Source organism: Lysinibacillus sp. fls2-241-R2A-57 (assembly GCF_030209535.1).
GTDB lineage: Bacteria > Bacillota > Bacilli > Bacillales_A > Planococcaceae > Lysinibacillus.
In genome coordinates, this window is the sequence record NZ_JARVRU010000074.1 from 1 (window position 1) to 13,990 (window position 13,990).

Here is a 13,990-nt window from a genome sequence, read left to right on the forward strand (position 1 = left end):
CGCGGAAGCGAGGTAAATACCCGCGCGGAGGAGGAGAATACCCGCGGAAGCGAAGAAAATGTCCGCGCGGAGAGGATACCCGCGGAAGCGAAGGAAATACCCGCGCGGAGGAGGAGAATACCCGCGGAAGCGAGGTGAATGTCCGCGAGGAGAGGATACCCGCGGAAGCGAGGGAAATACCCGCGCGGAAGAGGAGAATATCCGCGGAAGCGAGGGAAATACCCGCGCGGAGGAGAAGAATACCCGCGGAAGCAAAGGAAATACCCGCGCGAATGAGGAGAATACCCGCGGAAGCGAGGAAAATACCCGCGCGGAAGAGGAGAATACCCGCGGAAGCGAAGTAAATACCCGCGCGGAGGAGGGGAATACCCGCGAAAGCGAGGGAAATGTCCGCGCGGAGAGGATACCCGCGGAAGCGAAGTAAATACCCGCGACAAGCGAAGCCAATCCCCACGAACCGAACAAAACACCCGTCCAAACAGCAAAAGTAAAAGCCGTGATTCTTCATCATTAAAAAGAATCACGGCTTTTTAGGGTAATTTTTAAAAAAATGTTGGCAATACTGTAACCTTTTTCTTTTATAACCGACTACTACTATGAATTTGAAAAATGAGGGAGATGCTTTTTTATGAAAATGAAGAAAGTCGTACCATTTGCTATGACAGCATTATTAATTGGGGGTGCTGTAGTAGCTCCATCCGCATCAGCAAACGAAGGAAAAGCAGGTGTGACGAACACTACTGATAATAAGGAGCAAAATCCTCAGGTTGAGCCGGTTTTTATTAAAGTAGATGGAACAGTTGACAATGTTGAAAAACGTGAAAATGCAACGTATTACACTGTTAAAGAGGGCGAAGATACAAATGTTTTTGTCGTAAATGGCGATACACTTGTTTTCGATAATACTGGTAAAGAAGTAAAACTACAAAAAGGTGATAAAGTAACAGCATACACATATGCAAATAAGCCAATGCTTACGATTTATCCACCACAATATAACCCTGAAGTAATCATTGCTGAAACAAAAGAAATGGGAACTGTTGAAGTAGACTTTTTCAATAAAGAATTAGTGAATACTGACAACACGTTAAAACTAAACGTTGGTAAAGAAACGGAATTATTTAGCTTATCCGGTAAAGAAGTAAAGGCTGAGGATTTAGCAGAACAGCATTTACTAGTGTTTTATACGATTACAACAATGAGCATTCCAGCACAAACACCACCTTCAAAAGTAGTCGTTTTAGATACGATTGCAGAAGAGGCGGGTGAGGTTGATCCAGCTGAATCTAAAGTACAAGAAATCATTAACAGTGATTTTTATGAAGTTGAAGGTACAAAAATGGTCCCACTACGTTTAATTGCCGAAGAGTTGGGCTATAAAGTAGAATCAACAGGAAAAGGCGCGATTATCTCGAAAGGCGCAGTATCTTACACAATTACACGTGATCAAAAAGAATACGGCTATAATAAAGCAATTCGTCACTTTAAAGTAGCGCCAGCTCTATTAGAACCTACAAAAACATATGTACCAGTTGAATTTGTTGAAGAATTAATGAAATAAAAATATTTTTACCCCTTCATGGCATGATGCTGTGGAGGGGATTTTTCGTTTAGATTGATTAAGACTTATAGGCAGCTATGAAATACAGCCCAATATTTTGATTGCATTGTTGCAGTATCGACTTTAGAACACTAAAATCAGAAAAAGCTTTTGATGAGGTAGTCGACAAATAGCAGAAGGAACTATTAAGAAACGGTTTTGTTGAATAAGATTTTGTAAATGCGAAGGAGAGGAATAATTTATGTTATTTTTGCTTTTTGATTGTCGTACCGTTATTAGGAGTTTTATGGTTTTTAAATTTTACTACTTTTTTGAAGAACTTAAAGAATGGAAAGAGCACTCATAACCAAAATGTTTTAGGAGCAGTCTTAACTTTTATTTTTATCTTTGCTCTAATGTACTGCTATGCTGGAACCCACTAAATAAAAAAGATTGTGAACCATTGCACTTAAACTAACAGTGCTGGTCAGTTCAATATTGATTTGTATTGTTAGAAAAAGATTAACCATTTAGATCAAACCTCACTCTGGTTTGTTATAATTAACAAAAAAGGGTGGTATTACATGAAATTAACCATTTTAGTAGATAATAATACTTTAATTGATCGCTATTTTTTAGGGGAACCTGGGCTTTCTTTTTTTATTGAAGAAGATAATAAACGTATCCTTTTTGATACTGGATATTCTGATGTCTTTATAAAGAATGCAGATAAAATGAGAATTGATTTAAGAAATCTCGATTATGTTGTTTTGTCGCATGGGCATGTGGATCATACTTGGGGACTGACGCATTTAATTAGACTACATATGGAAGCAAAAAATGAAGAAATACTACACAATACGCCTAAGATTATTGGGCATCCATTGGTTTTTAACACTAAACTAATTGATCCTGTAGGAGAGATAGGGAGTATCTTATCTCATGAAAAGTTAAGTAGACACTTTCCAGTCCGATTTGCTAAAGAACCATTATGGCTAACAGATCGACTAGTATTTCTAGGGGAAATTAAAAGAATATTTGATTTTGAAGGAAAAGATTCTATAGGGCAAGTTATGACAGATCAAGGGAGTGTCAACGACTTCGTTTTGGATGACACTGCAATCGTTTATAAATCTTCAGAAGGGTTAGTTATTATCGTTGGATGTGCACATTCTGGGATATGTAACATCATTGAATATGCCAAAGAGGTATGTCAGGAAGAGAGAGTAGTTGATATTATTGGAGGATTTCACCTATTAAATCCTTCGAAAGAGCAGTTAGATAACACAGTTCGTTATATAAATGATCTTAAACCTACTAAGCTTCATGCGTGTCATTGTACAGATTTACACTCTAAAATAGCTCTTTCGAAAGTTGCTTATTTAGGAGAAGTTGGAGTAGGATTACAACTTTCATATCTATAGTTTTAACATGTTAGCAATAAAAGCGTTACCATTATTCCACTAATGAAGGCATGAGATTAAGATGCGGCTGCCGAAGTCAACTTTTTTTATTAATAAGAGCTATGTTCTTAGGAGGAGAAAAATGAAAAAATTAATTATAATCAGTATAGTTTTACTTACACTTTTAACAGCCTGTAATTCATCTTCAAAAGTTGTTAATGACTATGATACAAGCCAATTAAGTGCTGATTTTGGTGACAATGAAGCTTATGCAATAGGAGCTAATGCTAAGGGAATGCCCATTTTTAAAAATCATAAGAAAGCATTACAACAAGCTCAAGTTGATTATGAAAAAGGATTTGCTGCCACTGCCAAAGAATATGATTTAAAGCCTATTAGCCAAAAAAATTATAAAGATTATAAGACCTTAGCTTGGCAACTTGAAACTAAAGATGAAACTGTTGTTCAACAAGGTGTAATGATATCGAAATTCTTGGATATTTATGAAAATAGTTTTGAATAATTAATTGAGCTAGTTGAATAAGGCTCATTTGATTAATCAAACTTTTCTAGAAAAATCTCATACTTAGTTAGAAAGATTTACTCCATTTTGATCATTCTTTTTTCAAAATGGAGTTTTTGCATTTGCTGATACTACATTCGTTTTCAATTAAGGGGGCATCACAAAATGATAGCTAGATGGACATGTGGTGTTACCCCATAGACTACTATTTTAGTAAGTGGCGGAAAATGTCTAAAAATTGTAAAATTCTGATTACTTTATTACTTATTTGATGCTAAATTCATAGTTATAAGAAAGAATGAAATAGATTCGTTTCATCCCTCCATCCTGCCTTACATAATTAAGATCTCTTAGCTAGTATTTATCATGATTTAGGATGAGGGTGTCTTTCTTCGATTTATCAAATTATAGAAAGGCGTGTGGTGTTAAGTGAAACAAAATAGTAAAAAAAGAAATAAGGAGATAGCAATCAAAACCTTTATAGCTGTGAATATACTTGCTTTTCCATTTATAGGTGGAACGACGGGGATAACAAAAGTCTCAGCTGAAACCCAAGAACAAACTGTAGAGAAACAAGTATCCACTGAGCGTATTTTTCATGTGATTGGTAAGGGAAATGTAAATCAAATCCAAGATAGGGATAGACGCCAATTTAGATTTAGTCCATATGAACCAACAGGATTCTATGCAAGCCCGAATGAAAAAATAACAATTCAAGTGGACGGGACACAAAATATTCAAGCTTATATAAGAACAGTCTCCTACGATGGCGCATGGAATATGGATTCGTTAGTAAAGTCGTTTACTTTAAAATCAGGGGAAAATACAATTGAATCACCAAACGGTGGAATGATTTATTTTTACAATCCACAACAAGGTGGCACAGTACAAACTGAAATAAAAACTGGGGGAACACCTACGCCTTTTTTTGAATTAGGTAAAAATACGAAACAAGATTTGGTAGACATGCTAGATAAATATCCCGATGCCCACGCAGTGGAACTAAAAGGAGAACGCTCGCTAATAACGGCAAGTCCTGAAAAGGTTAAAAAATACTTATTAGGTTCTAATACAGATCCTGTAGAACTCTTAAAAAAAATAGACGAAGCGATTAGAATTGAAGATCGAGTTTCTGGTTTATCTGAAGAACAAGCAGACAAGCATTACATTCATTTTGTAGAGGATACTCATTCTGATTATTATATGTATGCGTTTTCTGGTAGAACTGCTTATGTAGGAGAATCGATTCAATATGTATTAGATATAAATAAGTTTACAAAAGATGGATGGGGACCTTGGCATGAAATGGGTCATCAGCGACAACAAAACCCTTGGAAGTGGGATGGCTTAGGAGAAGTTACTACAAATATTTATAGTATGTCTGTGCAACGGGCTTTTGGAAATACATCAAGATTAGAGAATGGAACATATGCAAAAGCATTTACATATTTAAACAAGCCTCAATCAGAAAAAGATTTTAATAAAATTGATGATGTTTTTGTGAAGTTAGTTATGTTTTGGCAATTAGACTTAACCTTTGGCGAAGAATTTTATCCAAAATTACATCAATTATACCGTGCAATACCTAAAGAAGAACTTCCGAAAACGAGTGACGAGAAAATACAAGCATTTATTTATAATACATCCAAAGTGGCAAAGCAAAATTTACTTCCATTTTTTGACCAGTGGGGACTTTTAGCATCACCGGAAACAAGACAAAAAATAGAAGCTTTACAATACCCAACATTAACTGCTCCTATTTGGGAGGCAACTGATACTAGGCAAGTTCCACTAGGTACATTATCTAAAATAAACATGAAAGCAATTGCAAACAGCGAAGAATCAGGGCATGATCCTGCTAGTAATGCGATTGATGGGAATCCATATACAATTTGGCATAACAAATGGAGTACCCCATACCAATATCCGTACAATTTAACACTTGATCTTGGTGATACTCGTACCATTACACAACTAGCATATCTTCCAAGGCAAGATAGCAATGTAAATGGTCGTATTCTAAGCTACAATATTTACACAAGTACGGATGGTGTGAACTATCAAAAAGTGACTTCTGGAACGTGGGAAAATAATAAGAAACAAAAATTTGCAACATTTGATCCTATAACTGCTAAATATGTGAAATTAGAGGTCGTAAACGGGATGAATGGGCATGCTTCAGCAGCAGAAGTAGATATTTTAGGATATTAATCTATCTGTAAAACGACAATGACGTTATCCTTTCTATAAATAGAATAGGATAACGTTTTTTATGATTTTTCGATTCAAGTTGAACAACAATTATTTGCTGGAGAATTACTCTTTAAGAGAGAACTAGATTGTGTAAACGAAAGCGTAAATTTTTCAGAGCATATTTTAGCGTGGTGTCACCGTATCATATCGTGAAAATTGTACGTTTAAATGACTTTTAATCTATTCTAGAATATCGGCTTGTATAATAATGCCTTATCTACTATTTCTTCAGCTGTTAATGCTTCGTCACTCCAAAAAATGTAGTCGCTAATATTGGGATCGGCAACCGAACTGGTAACCATGTCTAACCAGATATCAATTTCCCATTCTTCTCCTGCGCACTCCATAACTTGTTCAACAAGGTGAATCAACTCCTCTCTATGTAGCTCTCCAAATTTGATAACCTTATGATGAAAAGCCCTTTTGACTATATATTCTGCGTTTTGGTCAGTGCGAAATAATTGCTCAACATCCGGATAAGAAACGTTATCTTGAAATTGCCTCATTTGATTATCATATGGCGTATCACCAAAATAGAGGCCTTGTATTTCCTTTACTAGCTTAAAAAGTTGCTCATAGTTTAATCTTTCACTCATATGGCTTATTCCCCCTACCTGTGATCGACTCAAAAACCTTAATCAATTCTTGAAACGGATCAAATTAATTAATATGTTCCTATGATCTCGTCTACTTTATCTTTAAATCGGTCTGGCGTATTTTGGCTGATCGATTGAAGTAATTGAATAAGAGGTTGTCTCTGATTTGGCTCAAATGTATGAAGATACTCTTTATACCATATACGAGATTGATCATGATTTAGAATTCTACAGTGCATCGTATCTGCCCATTCTGCCGCATTTTCCATCATTCGCGGAGTAGCTAACATGACTTGCTTTATTGCATCCTTCCACTCAAATGCTTCAATACAATGAATCAAACCATACATAACCTCAGGGCATTCCGTTTCATCATCAAAAACGAGACAAAGATCATAAACCAACGCAGGATTAGACAGGTCAACTTGAGCCAGTGTAGCCTCGAATGTTTCGAATTCCTCTATGGAGTATAAAAGCCTGTTCTTATATAGTATTTCTGCAATTTTGTGCAATTGTCATCATCCTTTCTTGCATTTATCAGAAATATGTTTTGTCATATGAATAGTATCATGGTTAAATTTGAATCTACATTACATATTTTTTTAGCATTATATTTTCATTAGAGGAACTCCTCAAATTTAAAGATCTTATCTATTTACCAAATTGTACCTCATATAATTTTCTTACGCAAAAAGTGCTAATGTTTTGCAGCAGTCCTCTATTTTTAGGTGGATGGCATCACACCTTAAAGATGTCCCATTGTTGAAAAAGAGCAATACAACTACTATAGTTCAGCTTTCAAAAGAGAAGTCGGTGAAAACAAGAATTAGAGTTGAAAAGACAATTTCAGAGATGGGACTAAAAAAAGTGAAGTTTACTTTTAATTTCGTTGCACACGAAGCAAATGTTTCAAAATTTACAAACAAAAGGATATTAGAATTATGGTAGAGACATTAAGAGGGATGCAAATAAGTGAATTAGTTCCCCGTAAACAAAGTAAAGTCCGCGTTCATAGGATGGATTAATAAAGACCTGAAAAAAGCCGTATAAAGGTCTTAGAAGAAATTAAAAATCAAGTTCAAAATTACATGGCAAGTTATTTTAGCGGCATTGTGTGAAGGAAACTACATCATTTCTCATAATTCCCTTTAAATAGAATGTGAATTTCTGTACAATAAGAGAATTAAAGTCAGATTCTTGAAGGAGAATGGAATGAAGCGGGCAGTAATTATTATAGATATGCAAGAAGCTTTCTTTTTGGATAGCCAAAACTACTTATTTGATTATGAAAAAGTGGTAGATAATATTAATATGTTAATAACTTCGGCACGAAATAGCGAAGTCCCGATCATTTTTATCCAGCATACGGATTCAAATGAAGACGATGATTTCGCGTTTGGCAAGCCAGGGTGGGATTTATATCACGGGCTTCTACGACAACCAGAGGATAAGGTCATACAAAAAACAACGTGGGATGCATTCTATCAAACGGAATTAGCGCAATACTTACAAGAACAAAAAGTTGAGCAGCTTATTTTTGCAGGAGCTCAAACAGAATTTTGTCTTGATACGACAATTCGAAGTGCGTATAGCCATGGTTACCACCAAAATATTTTAGTCGAAGATGCACACTCTACATTAGATAGTCAGGTATTAGATGCGCAACAAATTATTAAGCACCACGAGTCCGTTTGGCATAATCGATTCGTGAACATTCAGCCAAGTACCTTTTTCAAAAATAAGTAGTAGAGAGGATTCAACTTTGATAATAAATAGCCAAGAATTTAATGTAAATGAACTCCAATATACAATTAGATCTGCCAAAATAGAAGATGCCGAAGCTTTATCTGCAATAAGGTTACAACTTGATGGAGAAACGGAAAACTTTGATCGAGAACAAGGGGAAGCTCTTATCGATACAAAAGGTTTTGAGCAGATCATTAGGGTTGACACAGAAAGTCCAAGGAATTTGTGTTTAGTAGCAGTAGTTGATAATCGCATCGTCGGATTTTCTAGATGTGAGGGGTCTCCATTAAAAAGATTTGCTCATAAAGTAGAATTTGGCGTAGGGGTATTAAATGAGTTTTGGCGCTATGGGATAGGCAAAAATTTCTTAAAAGCATCGATAGAGTGGGCTGACGCTAATGACATTAAAAAAATAGCCCTGAATGTTGTAGAGACAAATGACAAAGCGATTTTACTTTATAAAAAACTAGGCTTTGAAATTGAAGGCGTTTTAAAAAATGATAAGATCCTTTCAGATGGCAACTATTATAATACGATTGTCATGGGAAGAATTGTGAAATGAAATAAACCTAGTTAAGCGAAAGATGAAATGACCAAAAAAGTTAGACTTTGAATTTAGTCATGTAAAAAACTGCACCGCCAATAATGGGGGTGCAGTTTATTTTATGATAAATAAAGCTGATACATTGCAGTTTCATCATCCAAAGATTTTGCAATTTCAAATGCTTCTTGTTGATTTTTTTTATTGTTAATTATTTCATACATAAACCGTATTAAAAACAATAAATTTGCATTACCATCTATGTAATCATCAGGCCCCATGTATGAATGACAACCGCATTTTAGAAATGCTGAAGCTAATTGTTCAACACCTAATGTACAGCCTGCTGCGATAACTTTTACATCATTCAATTTTGAATAACGTTTTACTTCTTCTGCACCAAAAAATTCTCCTCTTGGCTCGTCGGCTTCATAATCCTCATCATCCAGTTCAGGTATACAAAATCTTCCTTCATCACCATGGAAATATAAAATCAAATAATCCATTTTCTCTACTCGATCTTCTCCAGAAAGAACATCAACCAAATCATTTGGTCTTCCACCTATCCAATGAATGTTAACTCTTGCTCCAAAGTACTCAAGTGCTGAACGCAAAGCAAATGCCGCCCCGTCACAATCTGGGCCAACAGCTAAACTAACATATAATTCTGGTTTACTCATTAAATAACCTCTTTTCTTTATAACCATTTATTCAAAATATTGGTTTAAATTATATTGTAGGCTTCTAGAAGTTACTTTTCAAATTTTCACTTTACCTTGTTTGAATTTATCAAGGCCACGAACTAAATCATAGTACATTACATAGTATAGAAATGAAACATTTATAAAAAAGGATGATGTATATACATGTCATTGATGTTATTGTGAGTATTTCAGTAAAAAAAACTGGTATCCTTCCTTGTGTTGGCGAAATAACTGACAGCCGGGACGATGTTGTTTGGGATATTGATCGTTGGGAGAATGACGGAGGTAGAAGTGTTGATACATGACTTGGCTACGGCCGTTGAATGAAAAATTTTTTTGTATTGAGAGGGAGGCAAGCCTGTCTCCCTTAAAAATTTGTACGGACACCAATCAAATAAAAACTTACGACCTTTGTTTGTAGATGAATTTCCAAAAAAAATAATATTTGATAAGAAAGTTGAAACTATTTTCCTTGTATAGCGTATTAATAATAGAACACTAGGAGGTGAAATTTTTGGAAGAAAAAATACAGAGAAAACAAAAAAGTGAGCTTTTTGAATGGGTAAAAGCAATTGCATTTGCTCTAGTGGTTACGTTTGTAGTGAAGCAGTTCTTATTTACGCCAGTACTTGTTAAAGGTGCTTCTATGATGCCGACACTTGAAGATCAAGATCGTGTGATTGTTAACAAAATTGGTCCGAAGTTTAAGTCATATGATCGCTTTGACATTGTTGTTGTTGAAATGGATGAAGAAACAAACTATATTAAGCGAATCATTGGTTTACCAGGAGATAAAATCGAGTATAAGGACGATCAATTATACATAAACGGTGAGAAGTACAATGAACCTTATTTAGACCAATACAAAAATAAATTAAAGGATACTGGGACACTTACATATGATTTTACATTAGATCAAAATTTAGGTGAAACTACCGTACCAGAAGGGCATTACTTTGTATTAGGCGATAATCGTCGTATAAGTAATGATAGTAGAAATCCTGAGGTTGGGTTCATCCCTGAAGAAAAAATAATGGGGACAACCAGTATCATCTGTTGGCCGATGGAACATATTGACTTAAGCTTTAACTAAATTGAACCTCAAAGTTTAAAAACTCAATAAAGATAATAATCATGACCACTCTACAAATGAGTGGTTTTTTGTATTGTCATTTGTTTAATCAACAGCTGTGGAAACAAACGCACCTAGCGTCTTATTTCACTGATGAAAAATATAATTAGCTTAATGCAATATATATATTGCTAAAAGACAGATGTTCTGTATAATATAAATTATAAAATAAGGGGAGGTAAAATATTGATGTTTGGAAAAAGTAAACACGTTGATGAACGAGTTATAAATCAGCAAAATAAAATTTACAGAGAGATTAATTACATTGTCTTATTAGTATGTTCAATATCGATCCTAATAAAGTCCATTACAATGGGAGCGCCCTCACAAAATGTATTAACAGAGTTGTTGATTTTAATAATCATATCAGTATATTATTCTGTTAGAGTAGCTTATCTCGGCATATTTACAGATGAAGTAGAGATTCACGACAGTACAAGTAAAATTAAATTAAGTACTAAATATATTATTTCTGGAGTGTCTATTGGCATGATTGTTGCTATTATTATGGGTGTTAACAGTGCATTCAACTATGCAGAAAGCACTCCACAAGCAATATATTTTTTCTTTATGGTATTTTTTGTATCACTGTTCATGTATTCTTCATTTATTGCCGGAATTTTAATTTTATTTTATGGGCTTGCTAAAAAGAAAAGTGATCGAGTTATTCAAAGAATGTTAGAAGATGAAGATAGTGGTGATAAAGGTGAAAAACATACGTTTGAAAATGGCTCGAATTGAACACGATTTATCACAAGGTGAATTGGCTGAAAAAGTGGGGGTCACTAGGCAAACAATCGGTTTAATTGAATTAGGAAAATATAACCCGACGTTGAATTTATGTATTGCTATATGTAAAACTTTAAATAAAACCCTAGATGAATTGTTCTGGGAGGAGTAAATTGTGGTCAATATAGGATACTAACTTGGTAAAGATTCAGTGATATCCAAGGATTAGTTCAAGATGTAAAAAACTCGTGTTATTCTTTATCGAAGAGGCTATCGACTAAACAGATAGTCTCTTTTATTCTTTGGAATTTTAGTTACGCCCAAAATAAAAAAGATTGAAGCAATTTGCTCCAACCTGCTATTTTCTCACGAATGAGCTTAATCATTTAATCCCTTACCATCAAGAATTTGCTGTGTGCATTTTTCAATTCTTGACACGCGAGTTTTGGATTGTTTAGGCTGAGAAAAATGTAGAATGTATGCTCTCTGCCTTCCTGGCGTCAACTCTTCAAAAGCAGTTTTTAATGCAGGCATTTCATTGAATTTATTGTGAAGTTCATCAGGGATAATGTATTCCTTATGCTCTTTCATTGGCACTTCTAAACCTGCTTTTTCAACTTCAATGGCTTCATTAATATAGTCTTTAATGATCGTTTCCATTGCAACTATTTCTTGAACATTGGTGAACCGAATTTGGCGCGCTGCTTGTACATTTTCCGTTTGTTGGATTAGTATCCCCTGGGCATCCTTTAACAGGGCACCTTTGTGAAACAGAAGCGCACAATACTCCTTAAATCCATGTATTAACACAATGTTTTTTTCCTCTAACGTGTAACAAGGATGCATCCACTTGAATTCTTCGGTCAGCTCACAGTCAAGAACGATATTTCTCAATGCCGAATATTCTTCCTGCCACTTTTTAGCTTTACTTAAAAATTCATCAACCTTTGGATTCGTTCTACTATTTGTCATCAAGGAACACCCCTCTACAATTTTTTAATTACTCTAATCGATTTATAATAAAACATTAATTAGTATCATGTCTAGCTAAAAAAACACTCTAATTTTGTTTTACATTATTATGCTCATGACCATAACTAGGTGTTTTATTAGCCGCTTCGCTTGCGCTCTAGTGTCTTATCTGGGACGCTGATGCCCAGAACTTTTGGTGATGAGCCATTATTATATTTTTGTTGGTAGAATATTATATTACTAGTATATAATACAAATTGATTATGTTTAGTAAAATTAAGCTGAGGAGGAGAATGATGAAAAAATTATTTATTATGTTACTAGCAGCATTTGTATTTGCAACAGTAAATGCAACAAAATCAGAAGCAAAAGTGATGTATGATGGAGCAGAAATTGTCAAAGGGCAAACAGGGAAAATGACCTTTAATAAAGATGTAAAAGTGTACAAGAAAAACGTCAATGGAAAGTTTGAATCGATGTTAGTTAAAAAGGGAAACTATTTCCGCGTATATAATATCGAAAAATACAATGGACAAACGTATTATTGGATGAGCTCTGGTTATCGTGTACAAGCCACAAATTTAACAGTATTTATGGCGATTCCATTTGAACAGCGTGTACAATTTTATGATAACCCAGCATATTTGTGGATAAATAGAGATAAACCATTTAAATCATTTTACATGGAAGATGATAGTTCGGGGACTCATACACATTCCTATTACACGTATTTAAATAATTGGGGAGATTTTAAAATTGAACAAGGAGAGCTTGTCCATACCTATGATATGGGTTTTATAGGTGGCGGTATTGAAAGAAATAAAATTGATTCAACAGACATTCTAATAATAGAACCTCAACCTGTTAATACGGATACATTATTTATTGTAACAAAGGATACAGTGCAGCATATAAAACCATATCTAATCAACAATAATGATTATTATCAAAGAATTGCTGGTCAATTGAAAGCAGGAACCGTTCTAAAAAGTGAAGGTTTTAAAATTGGTAACTATTACGCGGTGAATTTAATTGAACCAGAACCAGAGTTTTACACCCGAACATTTTTCATACCTCAAAGCTATGTAATTGAAAAATCTTTAGAGAATTAAGGTGCAAAATGTTTTTATTCCTAAGTTAAACGTAAGGTTTAGTTGTAGTTGCTACATTCGATCATCCTCCAAGTTTATGGTAATTGATAATTTCAGTCACAGTGCTATATGTTAATATGCTTATTAAACTAAAAATAGAAGCATTTAATAGTTTTTATGAAAAAGCATCCGCTCCAGTAGATGCTTTTTTGTGCTGCTATTCCTCGTTTTCTACCAAAGTACATTACACAACGCTCCTAAATTATGTCGTTGGTATTGTATAGTAGTTTCATTATACAGACGACGAACGGTTTCTTTTTTTAACTATGCCATTTCAGTACACTTACTAATCGAAAGACCTCTTTCATCGAGAACTTCCTTTTCATTTAATGTAGTAATAGCTATCTTCGTATTAACAAAAAAAACTTACATCAAACAATAAAATTAACAATGAGTTTATTAAAAAACAATCATAAAATGTTGCTATGAAGCTTTCTATCAAGTTTCAATCAATAAGTAATAGACCATGTAATTTAGAGAATTGGCTTGAATGGTAGATGCATGAAGTTATGTTATGGAAAAACACACTATTTTTGTTTGGTTTTTGACATTCTTAATTTCTATTGATAAAATATTACGTTCTTAGTATATAATGCTAATTAATTATCAATACGAGGAGGAGAATGATGAAAAAATTATTTATTTTGTTACTAGCAGCATTTGTATTTGCAGTAGTAAATCCAACAAAATCAGAAGCAAA

At 34.3% G+C, this 13,990-nt stretch carries 15 protein-coding genes; 11 read left to right on the forward strand and 4 right to left on the reverse strand.

What is annotated here, in order from left to right; genetic code table 11:
• The 5 genes from QRN68_RS13035 to QRN68_RS13055 form a co-directional block, all read left to right on the forward strand.
• On the forward strand, positions 1–344 hold a 344-nt coding region (locus QRN68_RS13035; protein ID WP_285397326.1), incomplete at its 5' end, for a hypothetical protein.
• Between the two features lie 284 nt (positions 345–628).
• Positions 629–1,561, forward strand: a complete 933-nt coding sequence (locus QRN68_RS13040; protein WP_285397327.1) for a stalk domain-containing protein — start codon at positions 629–631, stop codon at positions 1,559–1,561.
• A 563-nt stretch (positions 1,562–2,124) separates the two neighbouring features.
• Positions 2,125–2,964 (forward strand): MBL fold metallo-hydrolase, encoded by an 840-nt coding sequence (locus tag QRN68_RS13045; RefSeq protein ID WP_285397328.1) that lies wholly within the window; start codon positions 2,125–2,127, stop codon positions 2,962–2,964.
• A gap of 121 nt (positions 2,965–3,085) precedes the next feature.
• Positions 3,086–3,466 (forward strand): hypothetical protein, encoded by a 381-nt coding sequence (locus QRN68_RS13050; RefSeq protein ID WP_285397329.1) that lies wholly within the window; start codon positions 3,086–3,088, stop codon positions 3,464–3,466.
• A 486-nt stretch (positions 3,467–3,952) separates the two neighbouring features.
• Positions 3,953–5,677, forward strand: a complete 1,725-nt coding sequence (locus QRN68_RS13055; RefSeq protein WP_285397338.1) for a M60 family metallopeptidase — start codon at positions 3,953–3,955, stop codon at positions 5,675–5,677.
• 227 nt (positions 5,678–5,904) lie between these two features.
• On the opposite strand, the gene QRN68_RS13060 is transcribed toward QRN68_RS13055, so the two are convergent.
• Together QRN68_RS13060 and QRN68_RS13065 are read right to left on the reverse strand one after the other, a co-directional pair.
• Complete coding sequence (locus tag QRN68_RS13060; RefSeq protein WP_285397330.1) at positions 5,905–6,315, reverse strand: e9imm peptide; 411 nt, start codon at positions 6,313–6,315, stop codon at positions 5,905–5,907.
• Between the two features lie 68 nt (positions 6,316–6,383).
• Positions 6,384–6,827, reverse strand: coding sequence for an Imm30 family immunity protein (locus tag QRN68_RS13065; protein WP_285397331.1), 444 nt, complete (start codon positions 6,825–6,827; stop codon positions 6,384–6,386).
• Between the two features lie 700 nt (positions 6,828–7,527).
• Between QRN68_RS13065 and QRN68_RS13070 the strand changes: the two genes are divergently transcribed.
• Both QRN68_RS13070 and QRN68_RS13075 read left to right on the forward strand, forming a co-directional pair.
• Positions 7,528–8,061, forward strand: a complete 534-nt coding sequence (locus QRN68_RS13070; protein WP_285397332.1) for a cysteine hydrolase family protein — start codon at positions 7,528–7,530, stop codon at positions 8,059–8,061.
• A 16-nt stretch (positions 8,062–8,077) separates the two neighbouring features.
• Positions 8,078–8,623 carry a GNAT family N-acetyltransferase gene (locus tag QRN68_RS13075; protein WP_285397333.1) on the forward strand — a complete coding sequence of 182 codons (546 nt, stop codon included), beginning with the start codon at positions 8,078–8,080 and terminating at the stop codon, positions 8,621–8,623.
• Positions 8,624–8,724: 101 nt separating this feature from the next.
• Here the strand turns inward: QRN68_RS13075 and QRN68_RS13080 are convergent, their stop codons facing one another.
• On the reverse strand, positions 8,725–9,282 hold the full coding sequence (locus tag QRN68_RS13080) for a delta-aminolevulinic acid dehydratase (protein WP_285397334.1): 558 nt from the start codon (positions 9,280–9,282) through the stop codon (positions 8,725–8,727).
• 538 nt (positions 9,283–9,820) lie between these two features.
• Between QRN68_RS13080 and lepB the strand changes: the two genes are divergently transcribed.
• From lepB to QRN68_RS13095, 3 genes are all read left to right on the forward strand, one after another.
• The gene (gene lepB / locus QRN68_RS13085; protein WP_285397335.1) at positions 9,821–10,399 is read left to right on the forward strand and encodes a signal peptidase I; all 579 of its coding nucleotides are present in this window, start codon (positions 9,821–9,823) and stop codon (positions 10,397–10,399) included.
• A 228-nt stretch (positions 10,400–10,627) separates the two neighbouring features.
• Positions 10,628–11,179 (forward strand): DUF6773 family protein, encoded by a 552-nt coding sequence (locus QRN68_RS13090; protein WP_350224352.1) that lies wholly within the window; start codon positions 10,628–10,630, stop codon positions 11,177–11,179.
• Positions 11,145–11,339, forward strand: a complete 195-nt coding sequence (locus QRN68_RS13095) for a helix-turn-helix transcriptional regulator (RefSeq protein WP_053482180.1) — start codon at positions 11,145–11,147, stop codon at positions 11,337–11,339. Before QRN68_RS13090 ends, QRN68_RS13095 begins: the two co-directional genes overlap by 35 nt.
• 206 nt (positions 11,340–11,545) lie before the next feature.
• Here QRN68_RS13095 and QRN68_RS13100 read toward each other — a convergent pair whose 3' ends face one another.
• A complete protein-coding gene (locus QRN68_RS13100) occupies positions 11,546–12,139 on the reverse strand; it encodes a YdeI/OmpD-associated family protein (protein WP_285397339.1) in 594 nt (197 codons plus the stop codon).
• A gap of 296 nt (positions 12,140–12,435) precedes the next feature.
• Between QRN68_RS13100 and QRN68_RS13105 the strand changes: the two genes are divergently transcribed.
• Positions 12,436–13,251: a hypothetical protein gene (locus QRN68_RS13105; RefSeq protein ID WP_285397337.1), complete on the forward strand. Its 816-nt coding sequence runs from the start codon at positions 12,436–12,438 to the stop codon at positions 13,249–13,251.
• Positions 13,252–13,990: the final 739 nt, after the last annotated feature.